Consider the following 17,762-nt stretch of genomic DNA (forward strand, 5'->3'; position numbering starts at 1 on the left):
GCGGTACCGCCGCCCCCGCGCGGCCGCGGATCAGCGCTCGCGCTTCTCCTTGATCTTGGCGGCCTTGCCGCGCAGCTCGCGCAGGTAGTACAGCTTGGCGCGGCGGACGTCACCGCGGGTGACGACCTCGATCTTCTCGACGACCGGGGTGTGCACCGGGAAGGTGCGCTCCACGCCGACGCCGAAGCTGACCTTGCGGACGGTGAAGGTCTCGCGGACGCCCGAGCCCTGGCGGCGGATGACGACGCCCTTGAACTGCTGCACGCGGGAGCGGTTGCCCTCGATGACGCGCACGTGGACGTTGACGGTGTCGCCGGGGCGGAACTTCGGGATGTCGCTGCGCAGGGACGCGGCGTCGACGCTGTCGAGCAGGTGCATGACGGTCTGCTTTCCTCGCCGGTGCCACAGGCCACCGGCGGAACGGTTCGTTGGAATGATTCGGGAGCCACCGCACCGGGCGGGCGTCGGTCCCCCTGTGGCAGGGTCGCGCGCCGGGCGTGAGGCAGCGGCCTATTCTTCCATGTCCTCGGCGGTCCGCCCAAATCGGCCGTCCGGGAGCTCGGTCCAGCCCAGTTCCGCCAGGAGCTTGCGGTCCTCGGCGTCCAGCGCCGCGGGGTCGCAGCGCTCGATGAGATCGGGACGGTACCGCGCGGTGCGGAGGAACGCCTGGTCGCGGCGCCAGCGCGCGATCCGCCCGTGGTGGCCGCTGAGCAGCACCTCGGGGATGCCCCGGCCGCGCCACAGCGGGGGTTTGGTGTAGACGGGGCCTTCGAGGAGGTCGGCCATGGCGCCCGGGGCGAAGGAGTCGTCGCGGTGGGACTCGGCGTTGCCGAGGACGCCGGGGAGCAGCCGTGCGACGGCCTCCACCATGACCAGGACGGGAGCCTCCCCGCCGGCCAGGACGTAGTCGCCGATGGACAGTTCGCGCACGTCCAGACGCTCGCCGTACTCGTCGATGACGCGGCGGTCGATGCCCTCGTAGCGGGCGGGGGTGAAGATCAGCCAGGGCTTCTCCGCCAGTTCGACGGCCACCGTCTGGTCGAACGGCCGTCCGCTGGGCGTGGGGACGACGAGGACCGGGTCGCCCTCTCCGGAGGAGATGACCGCGTCCAGCGCCTCGCCCCACGGTTCGGGCTTCATCACCATGCCGGGGCCGCCGCCGTAGGGGGTGTCGTCGACGGTGTTGTGCCGGTCGTGGGTCCACTGCCGCAGGTCGTGGACGCGCACGTCGAGCAGGCCGCGGGCACGTGCCTTGCCGACGAGGGAGACGTTCAGCGGCTCCAGGTACTCGGGGAAGATCGTGACGACGTCGAGCCTCATCGGGTCCCGTCCCCGTCCCGTCCGCCGCCGTCCGTCCCGTCCGGACGGGGGCCGGCGATCTCGGCCCGGTCGTCGAGGAGCCCCGGCGGCGGGTCGATCACCGCGCGCTGCTCCTCCAGGTCGATCTCCGGGACGATCTCGCCGACGAAGGGGACGAGCACCTCGCCGCCGTCCGTCTTCCGCACCACGAGGAGGTCCTGGTAGGGCAGGTGGGCGATCTCCTCGATCCGCCCCACGGGCGTTCCGTCGCGGGTGACGACGTCGAGGTCGATCAGCTGGTGGTCGTAGTACTCGTCGGGGTCCTCGGGGCGTTCCTCCGGGTCGACCTCGGCGATCAGCAGGGTGTTCCGGAGCGCCTCGGCGGCGGTGCGGTCCTTCACTCCCTCGAAGCGCAGCAGCAGGCGCCCGCTGTGGACGCGTCCGCTCTCGATGGTCAGCGGGCCGGCGGATGCGGGATCGGTGGCCAGGACCGCGCCGGGGGCCAGCCGCACCTCGGGCTCGTCCGTGCGCACCTCCACCGTCACCTCGCCCTTGATGCCGTGGGCGCGGCCGATGCGCGCGACTACCAGCTGCACTGCTCGTCAACTCCGTGTGTCCGTGCACCGGCACGGGCCGGGAGCGGCGGTGCCGCTCCCGGCCCGTGCCGGTGCCTTGTGCTGTGTGTCTGCCGCGATCCTCAGCGGACCTGGTCGACGTCGACGAGGTCGACGCGGACCCCCCGGCCGCCGAGGCCCGCCACGACGGTGCGCAGCGCGCGTGCGGTGCGGCCGTTGCGGCCGATCACCTTGCCGAGGTCGTCGGGGTGCACCCGGACCTCCAGCACGCGCCCGCGACGCAGGTTGCGGGAGGCGACCTGCACCTCGTCGGGGTGCTCGACGATGCCCCTCACCAGGTGGTCGAGGGCCTCTTCCAGCATGGTCACGCCTCGGTCGACTCGGCGGTTCCGGCCTCGGCCTCGTCCGCCTTCTTGTCGGCCTTCTTGCTCTTCTGGGTGATGGCCTCACCCTGGGGCTCGTCCGCGGACTCCTTGGCGGCGGCCTCGAAGACGGCGCGCTTGTCGGCCTTGGGCTCGGGGAGCTTCATCGGCTCCGGGGCGGGCAGACCCTTGAACTTCTGCCAGTCGCCGGTGACCTTCAGGATGGCCAGGACGGGCTCGGTCGGCTGCGCGCCGACACCCAGCCAGTACTGGACGCGCTCCGAGTCGACCTCGATGCGCGAGGGGTTCTGCACCGGGTGGTACAGACCGATCTCCTCGATGGCCCGGCCGTCGCGACGCGTACGGGAGTCGGCGACGATGATGCGGTAGTGAGGCGAACGGATCTTGCCCAGTCGCTTCAGCTTGATCTTGACTGCCACGGCTGTGGTGTCTCCTGGTCTTTGGCGTGGTTGGACACGGCGGGGTGCCACGTGGGGTGGTGGTACCCGAGTGTCCGAGTGGACGCGTCAGCCGGAGGAGAGAGGGGTCCTGTGCGGCTGTCGAGTACAGCCGCCCATTGTGCCACACTTCGCCGTGGCAGCCGGTCTCCCCCCGGTCCCCGGCACCGGCCGCCGGTGCGGCTCAGCCCACTCCGACGGCCTCCGGGATGCGGAACGGCTGACCGCAGGCTCCGCACATGATCGGTGCCTGGGCCAGGACGGACGGGACGACCCGGACGTTGCGCCCGCAGTCGCAGACCGCCTTGACCCGCACGCCGCCGCCCGACGAACCGTGCCGCGCGGCGGGCCCCCGGAAGGCGCGGGAGGTGTCGGTGGTGGTGGCGGCGCGGTGGGCGCGCAGGGCGCGCTGCAGCCGCTCGATGGTGGGCCGGTAGCGCTTCCTGGTCTCGGGTTTCATGGCGACCAGGGAGAAGCCGCTGCTCGGATGCGGCTCGTCGGAGTGCTCCAGCCCCAGTTCCTCGGCGATCGCCAGGAAGCGGCGGTTGTGGTAACGGCCGGCACGCGAGGTGTCCCGGACTCCGCGCGCGGCGGCGATCCCGTGGACGGCCTCGTGCAGCAGCCTCTCGAAGGAGAGCTCGGCGCCGCAGGCGGACGACGACTCTCCGATCAGCGATTCGGGCGCGGCCAGATCGGGCAGCTCGGGGTGGTGCCGTTGAATGTCGGCCCAGGCGAGTGCCAGTTCGGCGGCGAGTACAGGTGGTGTCGTGCTCACGTCGTGAACAACGAGCCGGAGTGTCCCGGTGTTCCGATTACGGGGCATCCCAAATAATTTGCACGTACCAGTCAGTTCATGGGCGATGCGCGCCGAGGGGGCGGGTGCGCCGATCCGGGAGGACTCGTCCCCACCCGCCCCAAGCCGGGATGGACCCGGCCGCCGGCGGAGCCCGTCAGTAGGCGCGGGCGACCACGGCCAACGTACCCGGGGCGTCGTCGGACTCCGGCACCGACCCGTCCTCGCCCACCAGGCACCGGACCGTGACGGCCTGCTCGGCGAGCCTGGCCTCGCCCTCGGGACCCAGGTCGGCCCACGGGATGCGCGCCCAGCCTCCCGCGGCGGCGGCCTCGGCCGCCTCCTCCACGGTCCGCACGTCCGTGGTGCGCGCCTCGCGGCGCTCGCGGGACTGGCGCAGCAGCAGTTCCTGGTCCTCCTCGAGGATCCTGGGGCACAGCTCGGCCAGGGCGTCGACCGCCACCGGCTCCTTGCCCCCGGCGATGCGGCGGACCAGCATCGCGGTGTCGTTCTCCAGGTCGCGCGGCCCGATCTCGACGCGCAGCGGGACGCCCTTGAGCTCCCAGTCCACCGCGCGGCGGCCGAAGGGGGTGTCGGTGCGGTCGTCCACCTTCACCCGGACACCGGCCGCGGCGAGCCGGTCGCCGACCTCGCGGACCTTCGCCAGCACCGCCTCGTCGCCCTTGATCGCCAGGACGACGGCCTGGACGGGGGCCAGCCGCGGCGGGATGCGCAGGCCGTTGTCGTCGCCGTGCGTCATGATCAGGCCGCCGACCATGCGCGTGGAGGTGCCCCAGGAGGTCTGCCAGACCAGCTCCCGCTCCCCGTCCCTGGACAGGTAGCGGGTGTCGAAGGCCTTGGCGAAGTTCTGGCCCAGTTCGTGGCTGGTGCCCATCTGGAGGGCCTTGCCGTCGCCCATCATGCCCTCCAGGGTGAGGGTGTTGATGGCGCCCGCGAAGCGCTCCTTGGGCGTCTTGCGGCCCAGCACGACGTCGATGGCCAGGACGTTCACCATGAAGTCCGCGTAGACCTCGCGGTGGATGCGGGCGGCGTAGTCGCGCGCCTCCTCGTACGTGGCGTGGGCGGTGTGCCCCTCCTGCCACAGGAACTCACTCGTTCGCAGGAACACCCGCGGACGCATTTCCCAGCGCACCACGTTGGCCCACTGGTTGACCAGCAGGGGCAGGTCGCGGTAGCTCTGCACCCACTTGGAGAAGTAGTCGTTGATGATCGTCTCGGAGGTCGGCCGGACCACGACCGGCTCCTCCAGCTCCTTGCCGCCGCCGTGGGTGACCACCGCCAGCTCGGGGGCGAAGCCCTCGACGTGCTCGGCCTCCTTCGTCAGGTACGACTGCGGGATGAACAGGGGGAAGTAGGCGTTCTCGGCGCCCGCGGCCTTGATCCGGGCGTCCATCTCCCGCTGCATCCGCTCCCAGAGCCCGTACCCGTACGGGCGGATGACCATGGTGCCGCGCACCGGCCCGTTGTCGGCCAGTTCGGCCTTGCTGATCACGTCCTGGTACCAGCGGGGGAAGTCGTCCGCCTGGGGGGTGAGCACGGGAGCCTTTGCCATGACGGGCATGTTACGGCGCTCTGCTGCGGATGCGTGAACCGGCCCGTCGGGGCAACGTAAGGAGTGCGCGCGGGCGGCGCGGGCGAAACACTCCGGCGCACCCTCTGGACTCGGGGACAGATGCGCAGTTCCCTGGCATTCGAGCACAGGGACTTCTCGGGGGACGAGACGGCGGCCGGGTATCCGGCGATCCTTCCATCGGAATGGGGATGTTGCGATGGCACCCACGCTCGCACAGCGGCACCTCCCGCGGCCCGCCCGGGACTGGGCGGAGATTCAGGAACGGATGCTGGTTCCGCTCTACGAGGCGGTATACGAGCGGTTCGAGGTCGGACGGCACACGCACGTCCTGGGTCTGGGCTGCGGATCCGGGCTGGCGCTGGTGATGGCCGCCGCCCGCGGCGCCACCGTCACGGGGACGGACAGCGACGAGGCGCGCCTGGAACTGGCCCGGCAGCGGCTGCTGCCGGAGCCGCAGTGGGGCGCGCGGCACTGGACCGCCCGGGTGCTGCCCTGCGGGCCGGACGGCGGACCGGACGCCGCGGCGCTGCGCGAGGGCCCGCCGCCGAACCTGGTGACCGCCTTCGACACCCTGCCCGAGCCCGCCGTGCTCGCCCGGGTGGCCGAGGTGGCCGGGCGGGACACGCCGGTGGTGCTGGCGGGCTGGGGCCCGGCGGAGCGCTGCGCGGCGGCCCCCGCGCTGCGGGTGGCCGAGCGGCTGGCCGAGCCCCGCCGCGCGGCGGGGCGGTGCTGGCGGCCGGGCGGGCGGGACGATCTGGAGGACCTGGCGCGGCGGGCCGGGCTGCGTCCCGACGGGTCGGGGCGGGTGGCGTGCCCCTTCGGCTACGCCGACCTGGAGAGCGCGGTCCGGGGACTGCTGTCGACCGGGCTGTACGACGCGGCCGTCCGGGCGACGGACGAGGAGCAGGTCACCAAGGAGCTGTCGGAGGCGCTGCGGCCCCACGTGCGGCCCGACGGCACGGTGTGGATGCAGAACCTCTTCCGCTACGTGGTCGCCATGACGTGACGCGCGGCGGCGCGGCGAGAGGGGCGGACACGGGTGTCCGCCCCTCGCCACGAGAGGCCTCGGCACGGGAGGCCTCGGCACGGGAGGCCGCGCCACGGGGAACCGCGGAGGACCGCGGCGGCCGTCACTTCGGCGGAAGCAGGTCCTTGAACTCCTGGGGCAGCTCGAAGTCCTCCGGCGCCTGTCCGCCGGGCAGCCCGAAGGCTCCGCCCTGGGCGGCGCGGCGCTCGGCCAGCTCCTGCTCCTCGGCCTTGCGCTTCATCGGGTTGCCCGAGCGCTGCTTGCCCTTGGCCTTCTTCTGCTGCTTGCCCTTCTTCCGCTGGCCGCCCATCCCCGGCATGCCCGGCATCCCGGGCATCCCCGGCATGCCGCCCTGGGCCATCCTCGACATCATCTTGCGGGCCTCGAAGAAGCGCTCCACGAGGTTCTTCACCGCGCTGACGTCCACGCCGGAGCCGCGGGCGATGCGGGCCCGCCGCGAGCCGTTGATGATCGTGGGGTCGGTGCGCTCGGCCGGGGTCATCGACTTGATGATCGCGGCGGTGCGGTCCACGTCGCGCTCGTCGATGTTGTTGATCTGCTCCCGGATCTGCCCCATTCCGGGCATCATCCCCAGCAGCTTGGAGATGGAGCCCATCTTGCGGACCTGCTCCATCTGGGACAGGAAGTCGTCGAGGGTGAACTCCTTGGGGCCCTTGGCCAGCTTGGCGGCCATCTTCTCGGCCTCTTGCCGGCTGAAGGTCTGCTCGGCCTTCTCGATGAGGCTGAGGACGTCGCCCATGCCCAGGATGCGGGACGCCATGCGGTCCGGGTGGAACGCGTCGAAGTCGTCCAGCTTCTCGCCGTTGGAGGCGAACATGATCTGGCGGCCGGTGACGTGCGCGATCGACAGGGCGGCACCGCCCCGGGCGTCGCCGTCGAGCTTGGAGAGCACCACGCCGTCGAAGCCGACGCCGTCGCGGAAGGCCTCGGCGGTGTTGACCGCGTCCTGGCCGATCATGGCGTCCACGACGAAGAGGACCTCGTCGGGGCTGACCGCGTCGCGGATGTCGGCGGCCTGCCGCATCATCTCCTGGTCGATGCCCAGGCGGCCGGCGGTGTCGACGATGACCACGTCGTACTGCTTGGTCCGGGCGTACTCGATCGAGTCCCGGGCCACCTTGACCGGGTCCCCGACGCCGTTGCCCGGCTCGGGTGCGTAGACGCCGACGCCCGCCCGCTCGGCGACGACGGTGAGCTGGTTGACGGCGTTGGGGCGCTGGAGGTCGCAGGCGACCAGGAGCGGGGTGTGCCCCTGGTCCCTGAGCCAGCGGCCCAGCTTGCCCGCCAGGGTGGTCTTGCCCGCGCCCTGGAGACCGGCGAGCATGATCACCGTCGGGGGGTTCTTGGCGAACCGCAGGCGGCGGGTCTCGCCACCGAGGATGCCGATCAGCTCCTCGTTGACGATCTTGATGACCTGCTGTGCGGGGTTCAGCGCCTTGGAGACCTCCGCGCCGAGGGCGCGCTCCTTGACCTGCTTGATGAAGGCCCGCACCACGGGCAGGGCGACGTCCGCCTCCAGCAGGGCGATGCGGATCTCGCGCGCCGTGGCGTCGATGTCCGCCTCGCTCAGGCGGCCCTTGCCCCTGAGGTTCTTGAACGTCGCTGTGAGGCGATCGGAGAGAGTGTCGAACACGTCGGTCGCGGATCCTTCGCGTTGGCGGTGACGGCGGTCGACCTCCAAGGGTATCGGGCCGCCGCAGGTGAGGTCAGCCGCCCAGGGCCCGTTCCAGCCCGGCGGCGAGCGCGGCGGCCTCCCCGGGGGGCAGCGGGGCGCCGGTGGGGCCGGTGACGTAGAAGGCGTCCACCGCGTCGGCGCCGAGCGTGCCGACGTGGGCGCTGCGCACGGTGACGCCCGCGTCCTCCAGCGCCCGCCCGATGCGGTACAGCAGTCCGGGGGCGTCCTGGGCCCGCACCTCGACGACCGTCGCCGCGCTCGATCCGGCCGGTGCGACCGTCACCCGCGGCGGAGGCGCCCCGGCGCCGCGGCGGCGGGTGACGCGCCGGGCGGCCTCGCGCTCGGCGAGCCGGGCCGAAACGTCCAGGGAGCCCTCCAGGGCGCGCACCAGGTCGGCGCGGAGGCGGGCGGCCTGCGGCAGCGAGCCGTACTCGGCGGCGACCCGCCAGTTCAACAGCAGGACGGGCGGCTCCCCGGGAGGACCGGCGGTGCGCAGGTCGGCCGCGCGGACGGTCAGCCGGTGCAGCGCCAGGACGCCGGCCGCGGCGGGCAGGACGCCCGGCCGGTCGGGCAGCGCGATGAGCAGTTCGACACCCACCGGTTCGGGACCGGCCGGGGCGGCGCCGGGCTCCTGGCCGGGTCCGGCGCAGGAGGCGGCGGGGGCCTCGGTCCGGGTGCGCAGGGCCAGCACCGGCCCTCCGGTGCGCCGCGCCTCGGCCGCGAGCCGTCCGGCCCCGGGGGCGGGCCGGACGGGGGCGGGACGGACGGGGTCCGTGCCTCCGCCCGCCAGGGCCGCGCCGACCCGCCGCACCAGGTCGGCCACGAGCCCGGCGCGCCACGCCGACCAGGCGGCGGGGCCGGTGGCCAGGGCGTCGGCCTCGGTCAGCGCGTGCAGCAGTTCCAGCGTCCCGGCGTCGCCGACGGCGTCGGCCACCGCGCGGACGGTGGCCGGATCGTCCAGGTCGCGCCGCGTGGCGGTCTCCACCAGCAGCAGGTGGTGGCGGACCAGGGCGGCCAGGGTGGCGGTGTCGGCGGCGTCGAAGCCCATCCGGGCGGCCGTGTCACGGGCGATGGTCTCGCCCGTGACACTGTGGTCGCCCGGCCATCCCTTGCCGATGTCGTGGAGCAGCGCGGCGACCAGCAGCAGGTCGGGGCGGCCGACACGGCGGACGTGGGACCGGGCCCGTACGGCGGTCTCGATCAGGTGGCGGTCCACGGTCCACCGGTGCACGGCGTTGCGCTGCGGGCGGCAGCGCACCCGCTCCCAGTCGGGCAGCAGGGCGTCGATCAGCCCCTCGGCCTCCAGCGCCTCCCACACCCCGACGGCGGCCTCCCCCGCGCCGAGCAGGGTGACGAACTGCTCGCGGGCCTCGGCGGGCCAGGGCACGGGCAGCGGCGGCGCGGCGGCGGCCAGCCGGCGCACGGCGGCCCGTGCGAGCGGCAGGCCGGCCTGGGCGGCCGCTGCGGCGGCGCGCAGCGGCAGGACGGGATCGCGCTCGGGGCGGGCGGTGCGGGCCAGCACCGCCTCGCCCTCCTGCTCGACGACGTCCCCGGCCAGCGGGACGCGCGGCCCGGGGCGCCGGGCGCGCGAGCCCAGCACCCGGCCGACCTCGCGCCAGGTGACGTCGGCGGCGTACGCGATCACGCGCGCCGCCTCGTACGCCCGGCGCAGCAGGGCGTCCGCGTCCGGCAGCGCGAGGGCCTCGGCGACCTGGTCCTGGTCCTGCAGGGCGAGCCGGTCGCCGGCGCGTCCGGTGGTCAGGTGGAGGGCGTCGCGGATGTCGAGCAGGGTGCGGCGGGCCTCCTCCAGCCCCTCGCGGGGGGCGTCGGCGAGCCAGGAGGCGGCGACGGCGCGCAGGACGCCGGCGTCCCGCAGCCCGCCGCGGGCCTCCTTGAGGTCGGGTTCGAGGAGGAAGCGCAGTTCGCCGTGGCGGCGGGCCCGCTCCTCCACCGTCTCGCGCAGTTCGGCCAGGCGCCGGGGCGCGTCGGCCCGCCACTGGGCGAGCAGGGCGGAGCGCAGGTCCGCGGTGAGCGCCGGATCGCCGGCGATGTGCCGGGCGTCCAGCAGTCCGAGCTGCACCCTGAGGTCGGCGGCCGCGGCCTGCCCTGCCTCGTCGGGGGTGCGCACCGAGTGGTCCAGGGCGATGCCGAGGTCCCACACGGGGTACCAGATCCGGTCCGCGGCGGCGGCGACCTCCTCGGGCGTGCGCCCGGTGTGGAGGAGGAGCAGGTCGAGGTCGCTGCGCGGGGAGAGCTCCCCGCGGCCGTAGCCGCCGACGGCGACCAGCGCGATCCCCTCGCCCGCCTCGCCGAGCAGTCCGGCGAGCCAGGCGTCGGTCAGTCCGGCCAGGGCGGCGCGGCGCCGCGGCCCGGACGGCGCCTCCCCGGTGAGGAGGCGCAGCCGGGCCGCGGCGTAGCCGCCGGGTTCCTCCCCGGACCCGCCGGCGGGTCCGGGGAGGAGCGCCGCGGTCATGCGGTCGTCCGCTTCCGCCGCCGGCTCACAGGGCGTCCGGGCCGCGCTCGCCGGTCCGGACCCGTACGGCGGTCTCGACGGGGACGCTCCAGACCTTGCCGTCGCCGATCTTCCCGGTGCGGGCGGCCTTGACGATCACGTCGATGAGCTGCTCGGCGTCCTCGTCCTCGGCCAGGACCTCGACGCGGACCTTGGGCACCAGGTCGACGGTGTACTCCGCGCCGCGGTACACCTCGGTGTGGCCGCGCTGCCGCCCGTATCCGCTGGCCTCGGTGACGGTGAGGCCCTGGACGCCGAACGCCCGGAGCGCCTCCTTCACCTCGTCGACCCGGTGCGGCTTGATGACTGCGGTGATGAGCTTCACGCGTCCACCTTCTTGTCCACCTTCTCGCCGGACTTCTCGCCGGACTTCTCGCCGGACTTCTCGTCGGATTGCATGCCGGACTTCTTCCCGGACGGCACGGTCGCGCCGTCGCCGCCGGACGCCCCGGCCGTGCCGCGGGACGCGGGCGAGCCGCCCACCGCGCTGAAGTCGTACGCGGTCTCGGCGTGGTACGCCTGGTCCAGGCCGGCGGTCTCCTCGTCCTCCCCGGCGCGGAAGCCGATGGTGACGTCGATCAGCTTGGCCAGCACCCAGGAGACCGCGAAGGAGAAGGCCATGACGGAGAGGGCGCCGACGGCCTGCTTGCCGAACTGCCCGACGCCGCCCACGCCGTCCACGGCCAGGAAGCCGACCAGCAGGGTGCCGACCACGCCGCCGACGAGGTGGACGCCGACGACGTCCAGGGAGTCGTCGTAGCCGAGCCTGTACTTCAGGCCGACGGCCCAGGAGCAGACCACGCCGGCGACCAGGCCGATGACGATCGCGCCGACGGCGCCCACGTGCGCGCCGGCCGGGGTGATGGCGACCAGGCCGGCGATGGCGCCGGAGGCCGCGCCCAGGGTGGTGAAGGCCCCGTGGCGGACGCGCTCGTAGGCCAGCCAGCCCAGGACGGCCGCGGCGGTGGCGATCTGCGTGTTCAGGGCCATGGTGGCGGCGGTGCCGTCGGCGGCCAGCGCGGAGCCGGCGTTGAAGCCGAACCAGCCGAACCACAGCAGGGCCGCGCCCAGGACCACCATGGGCAGGTTGTGCGGACGCATCGGCTCCTTCCGGAAGCCGATCCGCCTGCCGACCACCAGGGCCGCGGCGAGCGCGCCGACTCCGGCGTTGATGTGGACGGCGGTGCCGCCGGCGAAGTCGATGACCTCCATCTCGAACAGCCAGCCGCCCTCGGCCCAGACCCAGTGGGCGACGGGGAAGTACACGATCGTGGCCCACAGGGTGATGAACACCGCCCAGGCGCCGAACTTCACCCGGTCCGCCAGCGCACCGCTCATCAGGGCGGGCGTCAGGACCGCGAACATCATCTGGAAGAGGACGAAGGCGAGGACCGGGATGCCCTCGTCGCCTCCGGTGAGCGCCTCGGGGCCGATGCCGTCCAGACCGGCGAACTCCAGGCTGCCGATCAGTCCTCCGGTGTCGGTGCCGAAGGCGAGCGAGTAGCCGTAGAGCACCCAGAGGACGCTCACGACGCCCAGGGAGACGAAGGACATCATGAGCATGTTCAGGGTGCTCTTGGCCCGGACCATGCCGCCGTAGAACAGGGCCAGGCCGGGCGTCATCAGCATGACCAGCGCCGCGCTGATCAGTACGAAAGCGGTATCCGCGCCGTTCAATGTGGGCGTCTCCTCGCGTCGCGACCCGTGGGGGCGGATCTGGGGATCGGGATGAGCCACAGGTTTTCCGAGCCCCGTTTCGCCCGGTGCCGCGCGGTGTTTCACGGCCGTGACGAAGGCGCGTGCCGTGTTACGCCGGAATGAACGTGCGCTTCCCCCGGAACAAGGGCGGGGTCAGCCCGCGAGGGCCGCCCCGGCCTCCGGCAGTTCGCCGGCGAGCCGCTCGCTCAGGGCGACGACCTCGGCGACGCCCCCGAACTCGCGGGCCGCGGTGGCCACGGTCTTGCGGATGCGCGTGTTGACCCGTTCGGAACGGAGGCGCTTGGCCACGTCGAGGGCCCGCCCGGCCAGGACGGCGCACTGCTCGGGCTCCCGCTGCAGCAGGTGGACGGTGGCCATCCCCGCGAGGTTGAGCGCGTAGGAGCGCTGGTGGCCGCTGCCGTCCTCGCCGCACTCGCGGGCGAACAGCTCCACGGCCTTCTCCATCGCCGGCCGCGCGAGCGAGGTGTAGGCGGGACTGCGGCCCGCCACATAGGCGAGGTCGCGGTAGGAGTGGGCGTTCTCGGCGTTCAGCTCGGCCTCGGAGAAGAATCCGATCCAGTCGGGGTCGGCGTCGCCGGGGGTGATCTCGGCGAAGGCCTCCTCGGCCATCCGCACCGCCCGGTGGCACTTGTCGGGCCGGCCCATGTTGGCGTACGCGCGCGCCTCCACCGCATACAGCATGGCCTGCGTGCGGGGGGTGGCTCCTTCCCTGCTGCCGTACTGCGCGAGGTGGATCAGCTCCAGCGCGTCCTCGGGACGGCCCAGGTGGATCATCTGGCGGCTCATGTCGGACAGCACGTACGCGCCCAGGGGGCGGTCCCCGGCCTCCTTGGCGGCGTGCAGCGCGAGGACGAAGTACTTCTGCGCGGTGGGCTGGAGTCCGATGTCGTAGCTCATCCACCCGGCCAGTTCCGACAGTTCGGCGGTGACCCGGAACAGCCTCTGCCGCACCGGCTCGGGGTGGGAGTCCTGGAGCAGGTCGGTGATCTCGTGGAGCTGCCCGACGACGGCCTTGCGGCGCAGCCCGCCGCCGCACTGGGCGTCCCACTTGCGGAACATCACCACCGTCTGCTCCAGCAGGTCCAGCTCGGGGCCGGACAGTCCGCTCCCCTGCCGCGGGCCGCGGGCCGGCCGCTCGGGGACGGAGGGGCCCGCGGGCGTGGGCACCAGCCAGCGCTGCATCGGTTCGATCAGGGCGGGTCCGGCGGCCATCGTCAGGGAGGTGCCGAGGAAGCCCCGGCGGGCCAGCATCAGGTCGCTGCGCGAGAACTCGCCGATCATCGCCGCGGTCTGCGGCCCGGTCCAGGGCAGGTCGACCCCGCCGGCGGAGGCCGTCGGCCGGGCGGTGCGCAGCCCCAGGTCCTCCACGGCGACCACGCAGCCGAAGCGCTCGGAGAACAGCTCGGAGAGGATGCGGGGGATCGGCTCGCGCGGCTGCTCCCCGTCGAGCCAGCGGCGCACCCGGGAGGTGTCGGTGCTGACGTGGTGGGCGCCCATCTGCCGTGCGCGGCGGTTCACCTGCCGGGCCAGTTCGCCCTTGGACCAGCCGCTGCGCACGAACCACGAGGCGAGCTGCCCGTTCGGGCGCTTACCAGCGGTACCGGTGCCGCCGCTGTTCCCGTTGCCGCCCACTGGAACGCCCCCATCCCGGTCCGTGCGCGTCGCCCGTACCCCGGGCCGCACGCCCTGACGGCATGCCTCCGGGACGGGCGCACGCCGGACGTCTTCCGTGTGCTCTCCGCCACTGTGTGAACCGAAAGTAATCCTACGATCACTGACGCGGCGAGTGAAATTGCAAAACCGCCACCATTCGCCACCCCCTCACACGACCTCAAGTGGCCCTTCACACGGTTCACTTGGCACGAACAGCCATGACCGGTTGCAGCGACGCACGCCAGAGGCGCGCGCCACCCATCGCGCTCCCCCGGCAGAGATCGTCACCGACAGCCACGGCGGTGGACCGGTTCGTAACCAACAGCGCACGGAACCCGTTGGAGGGGGCATGGGCTTCACGATCGGCAGCATCCGCGAGATCCGGGACCTGCGGTCCGGCGCCCGGCGCCGCGACCGCGCGTCGGTGTGCACGGCCGTGGCCGAGTACACGGGTCTGTGGGGCTGGGACGTCGTCCCCGGCGCCCGTGCGACACGCGGGGGCGGCCGTACGGAGTGCTCCTGCGGGGTCCCCGACTGCCCCTCCCCCGGCGCCCACCCCCTCGATCCGGCGCTCACGGTGCCCGCCGGCGCGACGCTGGACGAGGCGACCGGGGCGTGGGAGCGGGTGCCCGGAGCGGCGGTGCTGCTGCCGGTGGGCCGCACCTTCGACGTCATCGAGGTGTCCGCGGCGGCCGGGCGGCGCGCGCTGGCCCGTCTGGAGCGGATGGGGCTGCCGCTCGGGCCGGTCGCCGTCACCCCGCACGGCCGGGCCTGGTTCCTCGTCGCCCCCGGTGCCGCGGCCGAGCTCCCCCGGCTGCTGTACCGGATGGGCTGGGACGACACCGTGCTGGACCTGCGCGGGCTCGGCCCGGGTGACCACATCACGGCCCCGCCCTCCGACCTCGGCGGTCTCGGCCCCGTCCGGTGGCTGCGCCCGCCCACCCTGGAGGCGGCGGGCCGCCCTCCGCAGGCCCGGCTCCTGCTGGGCGCCCTGGCATACGTCTGCCACCGCGAACTGCCGCACGGCTGAGAGTCCGGGCGCCCCCGCCGGGTCCCCCTCCGGCGCCCGCCGCGCCCGTGCCGTCCGCGGCGGACGCCCGTCGTCTCCTTCCCGTTCCCGCCGCGTCCGGGATGCCGGTCCGGGACGTCAGTCGCCGATCAGGGCGTCCACGAACGCCTCCGGCTCGAACGGAGCCAGGTCGTCCGCTCCCTCGCCCAGGCCCACCAGCTTGACCGGTACCTTCAGCTCGCGCTGGACGGCGACGACGATGCCGCCCTTGGCCGTGCCGTCGAGCTTGGTGAGCACGATGCCGGTGATGTCCACGACCTCGGCGAAGACACGGGCCTGGATCAGTCCGTTCTGGCCGGTGGTGGCGTCCAGGACCAGCAGGACCTCGTCCACCGGGCCGTGCTTCTCCACGACCCGCTTGACCTTGCCCAGCTCGTCCATCAGGCCGGTCTTGGTGTGGAGCCGTCCCGCGGTGTCGATCAGGACGACGTCCGCGCTCTCGGTGATGCCCTCCTTGACCGCGTCGAAGGCGACCGACGCCGGATCGCCGCCCTCCGGACCGCGGACGGTCCGGGCGCCCACGCGCTCGCCCCAGGTCTGGAGCTGGTCGGCGGCGGCGGCGCGGAAGGTGTCGGCGGCGCCGAGCACGACCGACTTGCCGTCGGCGACCAGGACGCGGGCGAGCTTGCCGGTGGTGGTGGTCTTCCCGGTGCCGTTGACGCCGACGACCAGCACCACGCCCGGCCGGACCACGCCCTCGGACGACACGCCGCCCTCGGTGTGGACGGTGCGGTCCAGGTCGGTGCCCACCAGGTTCAGCAGCTCCTCGCGCAGCAGCGCGCGCAGCTCCTCGGGGGTGCGGGTGCCCAGCACCCGCACCCGCTCGCGGAGCCGCTCGACCAGTTCCTGGGTGGGGGCGACGCCGACGTCGGCGGTGAGGAGGGTGTCCTCGATCTCCTCCCAGGTGTCCTCGTCGAGGCGGTCCCGGGAGAGCAGTGTCAGCAGGCCGCGGCCCAGGGTGTTCTGGGAGCGCGACAGGCGCTCGCGCAGCCGCACCAGCCGGCCGGCCGCGGGGGCCGGGACCTCGATCTCGGGTGCCGCCGGCGCCTCGGGCACGTCGGGCGCCTCGGCGACGGCCGCGTCCGTGGCGCCCGACGGCGGCAGGTCGACCTCTTCGATGGTGCGCCGCTGTTCGTCACGGGGGGTTTCGGCCTCCTCACCGACCTGCGGCTCGGTCGGGGGCGGCGCGGTGATGGTCGGGGGCGCGGAGCGGTCGAGCGGCGGCGCCTTCCTCCGGCGGGTGGTGGTGACCACGAGCCCGCTGATGGCGGCGACGGCGACCACGGCGATGACTACGGCAAGGATGACGATGTCCATAACGCCACCCAGTATCGGCCACGACCGGCCGCGGCACGGGTCCCTCCCGTCCCCCGGCGGCGTCGCGCGCCGCCCCGGCGCGCCGGAGCCCGGGGCGGCGGCGCGGCGGGGATCACCCCATGTCCTCCAGCGCCCTGCCCCGGGTCTCCGGCACCCACTTGAGGACGAACGGGATCGAGAGCGCGGCGAAGACCGTGTAGATGACGTACGCGCCCGACAGGTTCCACTCCGACAGGCTCGGGAAGGTGACGGTGATCAGCCAGTTCGCCACCCACTGGGCTCCGGCCGCGATGCCGAGGGCCGCGGCGCGGACGCGGTTGGGGAACATCTCGCCGAGCATCACCCAGACCACCACGCCCCAGGAGAGGGCGAAGAAGAGGACGAAGGAGTGCGCGGCGACCAGGGCGACGGTGCCCTGGGTGTCGGGCAGGGCGATGTTCTCGCCGGTGCCGCTCTTGTGGGAGAACGCCCAGGCGGCGGCGCCGAGCGAGAGCGCCATGCCCGCGGAGCCGATGAGGGCCAGCGGCTTGCGGCCGATCCGGTCCACCAGCAGCATCGCGATCACGGTGCCGACGATGTTGATGATCGAGGTGGTGAAGGAGTAGAAGAACGAGCTGTTGGGGTCGATGCCGACCGACTGCCACAGCGAGGCGCTGTAGTAGAAGATCACGTTGATCCCGACCAGCTGCTGGAACAGCGACAGGCCGATGCCCACCCAGACGATCGGCAGCAGGCCGAAGCGTCCGCCCAGCAGGTCGCGCAGGCTCGGCTTGCGCTCGCCGCGCATGCGTTCCTCGATCTCGGTGATCCTGGCGTCCAGATCGGTGCCCCGGGGTTCGACGCCGGCGAGGACGGCCCTGGCCTCGTCCCTGCGGCCCTGGGCCACGAGGTGGCGCGGCGACTCGGGTATGCGCAGGGTCAGCAGGCCGTAGAGGACGGCCGGAACGGCCGCGACCCCGAGCATGAGCTGCCAGGCCTCGATGCCCAGCAGCTCCCCGCGCTGCTCGCCGTCGGCGAGGTTCAGCAGACCCCAGTTGACGAGCTGGGAGACGGCGATGCCCAGCACGATCGCGGCCTGCTGGAAGGAGGCGAGCCGGCCGCGGTACTCGGCCGGGGCGACCTCGGCGATGTAGGCGGGGGCGATCACCGAGGCCATGCCGATGGCGACACCGCCCAGGACGCGCCAGAAGGCGAGGTCCCACAGGGCGAAGGGCAGCATGGAGCCGATGCTGCTGGCGGTGAAGAGCACGGCGGCGATCTGCATCACCCGGATGCGGCCGAGCCGGTCGGCGAGCCGTCCGGCGGTGGCGGCGCCGACCGCCGCTCCGATCAGGGCGGCCGCGATGACCTGGGCGAGAGCGCCCGAGCCGACGGCGAATCTGCCGCGTATGCCCTCGACTGCTCCGTTGATCACTGAGCTGTCGTAGCCGAAGAGGAAGCCTCCCATGGCCGCGGCGGCGGCGATGAAGACGACGTGCCTGAGGTGCTGGTGCCGTACGGCCGGGGCGTCCGGCGCTTCCGGCCTCACCTGCGCGGTGCTGGTCACGGTGTAGTACTCCTGCGGTGCCCGGCGACGGTGCCGGGTGGGGTGTCAAATGGTTGCCGCCTTCTACCCGGCGTACACGAGGGCATGCCGTGCTTTGAAGGAAGGAGCGTCCACCCCGAGACTATTCCTTCAAAGTTTGAAG

16 protein-coding genes are annotated in these 17,762 nt (G+C 73.4%); 2 read left to right on the forward strand and 14 right to left on the reverse strand.

Annotated features, from left to right (window positions below; translation table 11 throughout):
* Window positions 1-30 precede the first annotated feature (30 nt).
* The 7 genes from rplS to proS form a co-directional block, all read right to left on the reverse strand.
* Window positions 31-378: a 50S ribosomal protein L19 gene (rplS, locus tag ABD358_RS12615; RefSeq protein WP_344326965.1), complete on the reverse strand. Its 348-nt coding sequence runs from the start codon at window positions 376-378 to the stop codon at window positions 31-33.
* A 132-nt stretch (window positions 379-510) separates the two neighbouring features.
* Window positions 511-1,320 (reverse strand): tRNA (guanosine(37)-N1)-methyltransferase TrmD, encoded by an 810-nt coding sequence (trmD, locus tag ABD358_RS12620; protein ID WP_344631041.1) that lies wholly within the window; start codon window positions 1,318-1,320, stop codon window positions 511-513.
* Window positions 1,317-1,895: a ribosome maturation factor RimM gene (rimM, locus tag ABD358_RS12625; RefSeq protein ID WP_344631042.1), complete on the reverse strand. Its 579-nt coding sequence runs from the start codon at window positions 1,893-1,895 to the stop codon at window positions 1,317-1,319. Before rimM ends, trmD begins: the two co-directional genes overlap by 4 nt.
* 101 nt (window positions 1,896-1,996) lie before the next feature.
* Window positions 1,997-2,236 carry an RNA-binding protein gene (locus tag ABD358_RS12630; RefSeq protein ID WP_344631096.1) on the reverse strand — a complete coding sequence of 80 codons (240 nt, stop codon included), beginning with the start codon at window positions 2,234-2,236 and terminating at the stop codon, window positions 1,997-1,999.
* 2 nt (window positions 2,237-2,238) lie between these two features.
* Entirely contained in the window at window positions 2,239-2,676 is a 438-nt protein-coding gene (gene rpsP / locus ABD358_RS12635; protein ID WP_344631043.1) for a 30S ribosomal protein S16, read from the reverse strand.
* A gap of 202 nt (window positions 2,677-2,878) precedes the next feature.
* Window positions 2,879-3,469 carry a hypothetical protein gene (locus ABD358_RS12640; protein WP_344631044.1) on the reverse strand — a complete coding sequence of 197 codons (591 nt, stop codon included), beginning with the start codon at window positions 3,467-3,469 and terminating at the stop codon, window positions 2,879-2,881.
* Window positions 3,470-3,644: 175 nt separating this feature from the next.
* The gene (proS, locus tag ABD358_RS12645; RefSeq protein ID WP_344631045.1) at window positions 3,645-5,060 is read right to left on the reverse strand and encodes a proline--tRNA ligase; all 1,416 of its coding nucleotides are present in this window, start codon (window positions 5,058-5,060) and stop codon (window positions 3,645-3,647) included.
* A gap of 217 nt (window positions 5,061-5,277) precedes the next feature.
* Between proS and ABD358_RS12650 the strand changes: the two genes are divergently transcribed.
* Entirely contained in the window at window positions 5,278-6,087 is an 810-nt protein-coding gene (locus ABD358_RS12650; protein ID WP_344631046.1) for a class I SAM-dependent methyltransferase, read from the forward strand.
* 124 nt (window positions 6,088-6,211) lie between these two features.
* Here the strand turns inward: ABD358_RS12650 and ffh are convergent, their stop codons facing one another.
* From ffh to nsdA, 5 genes are all read right to left on the reverse strand, one after another.
* On the reverse strand, window positions 6,212-7,762 hold the full coding sequence (ffh, locus tag ABD358_RS12655; protein WP_344631047.1) for a signal recognition particle protein: 1,551 nt from the start codon (window positions 7,760-7,762) through the stop codon (window positions 6,212-6,214).
* 73 nt (window positions 7,763-7,835) lie between these two features.
* Window positions 7,836-10,277, reverse strand: coding sequence for a [protein-PII] uridylyltransferase (locus tag ABD358_RS12660; protein ID WP_344631048.1), 2,442 nt, complete (start codon window positions 10,275-10,277; stop codon window positions 7,836-7,838).
* Between the two features lie 25 nt (window positions 10,278-10,302).
* Entirely contained in the window at window positions 10,303-10,641 is a 339-nt protein-coding gene (locus ABD358_RS12665; RefSeq protein ID WP_344631049.1) for a P-II family nitrogen regulator, read from the reverse strand.
* Complete coding sequence (locus ABD358_RS12670) at window positions 10,638-11,993, reverse strand: ammonium transporter (RefSeq protein ID WP_344631050.1); 1,356 nt, start codon at window positions 11,991-11,993, stop codon at window positions 10,638-10,640. Before ABD358_RS12670 ends, ABD358_RS12665 begins: the two co-directional genes overlap by 4 nt.
* 174 nt (window positions 11,994-12,167) lie before the next feature.
* Entirely contained in the window at window positions 12,168-13,667 is a 1,500-nt protein-coding gene (gene nsdA, locus ABD358_RS12675; RefSeq protein ID WP_344631051.1) for a transcriptional repressor NsdA, read from the reverse strand.
* A 370-nt stretch (window positions 13,668-14,037) separates the two neighbouring features.
* Here nsdA and ABD358_RS12680 point away from each other — a divergent pair, with 370 nt between their 5' ends.
* Window positions 14,038-14,718 carry a bifunctional DNA primase/polymerase gene (locus tag ABD358_RS12680; RefSeq protein ID WP_344631052.1) on the forward strand — a complete coding sequence of 227 codons (681 nt, stop codon included), beginning with the start codon at window positions 14,038-14,040 and terminating at the stop codon, window positions 14,716-14,718.
* Window positions 14,719-14,835: 117 nt separating this feature from the next.
* Here the strand turns inward: ABD358_RS12680 and ftsY are convergent, their stop codons facing one another.
* On the reverse strand, window positions 14,836-16,074 hold the full coding sequence (gene ftsY / locus ABD358_RS12685) for a signal recognition particle-docking protein FtsY (RefSeq protein ID WP_344631053.1): 1,239 nt from the start codon (window positions 16,072-16,074) through the stop codon (window positions 14,836-14,838).
* A gap of 112 nt (window positions 16,075-16,186) precedes the next feature.
* Complete coding sequence (locus ABD358_RS12690; RefSeq protein WP_344631054.1) at window positions 16,187-17,620, reverse strand: sugar porter family MFS transporter; 1,434 nt, start codon at window positions 17,618-17,620, stop codon at window positions 16,187-16,189.
* Window positions 17,621-17,762 lie beyond the last annotated feature (142 nt).

The organism is Streptomyces glaucosporus, assembly GCF_039533345.1.
In the GTDB taxonomy this organism is placed as follows: Bacteria; Actinomycetota; Actinomycetes; order Streptomycetales; family Streptomycetaceae; genus Streptomyces; species Streptomyces glaucosporus.

Excerpts from the sequence above, each read along its gene's own strand:
- rplS (WP_344326965.1), bottom strand. The coding sequence starts at position 378 with ATGCACCTGCTCGACAGCGTCGACGCCGCGTCCCTGCGCAGCGACATC.
- trmD (WP_344631041.1), bottom strand. The coding sequence starts at position 1,320 with ATGAGGCTCGACGTCGTCACGATCTTCCCCGAGTACCTGGAGCCGCTG.
- ABD358_RS12630 (WP_344631096.1), bottom strand. The coding sequence starts at position 2,236 with ATGCTGGAAGAGGCCCTCGACCACCTGGTGAGGGGCATCGTCGAGCAC.
- proS (WP_344631045.1), bottom strand. The coding sequence starts at position 5,060 with ATGGCAAAGGCTCCCGTGCTCACCCCCCAGGCGGACGACTTCCCCCGC.
- ABD358_RS12650 (WP_344631046.1), top strand. The coding sequence starts at position 5,278 with ATGGCACCCACGCTCGCACAGCGGCACCTCCCGCGGCCCGCCCGGGAC.
- ABD358_RS12660 (WP_344631048.1), bottom strand. The coding sequence starts at position 10,277 with ATGACCGCGGCGCTCCTCCCCGGACCCGCCGGCGGGTCCGGGGAGGAA.
- ABD358_RS12680 (WP_344631052.1), top strand. The coding sequence starts at position 14,038 with ATGGGCTTCACGATCGGCAGCATCCGCGAGATCCGGGACCTGCGGTCC.
- ftsY (WP_344631053.1), bottom strand. The coding sequence starts at position 16,074 with ATGGACATCGTCATCCTTGCCGTAGTCATCGCCGTGGTCGCCGTCGCC.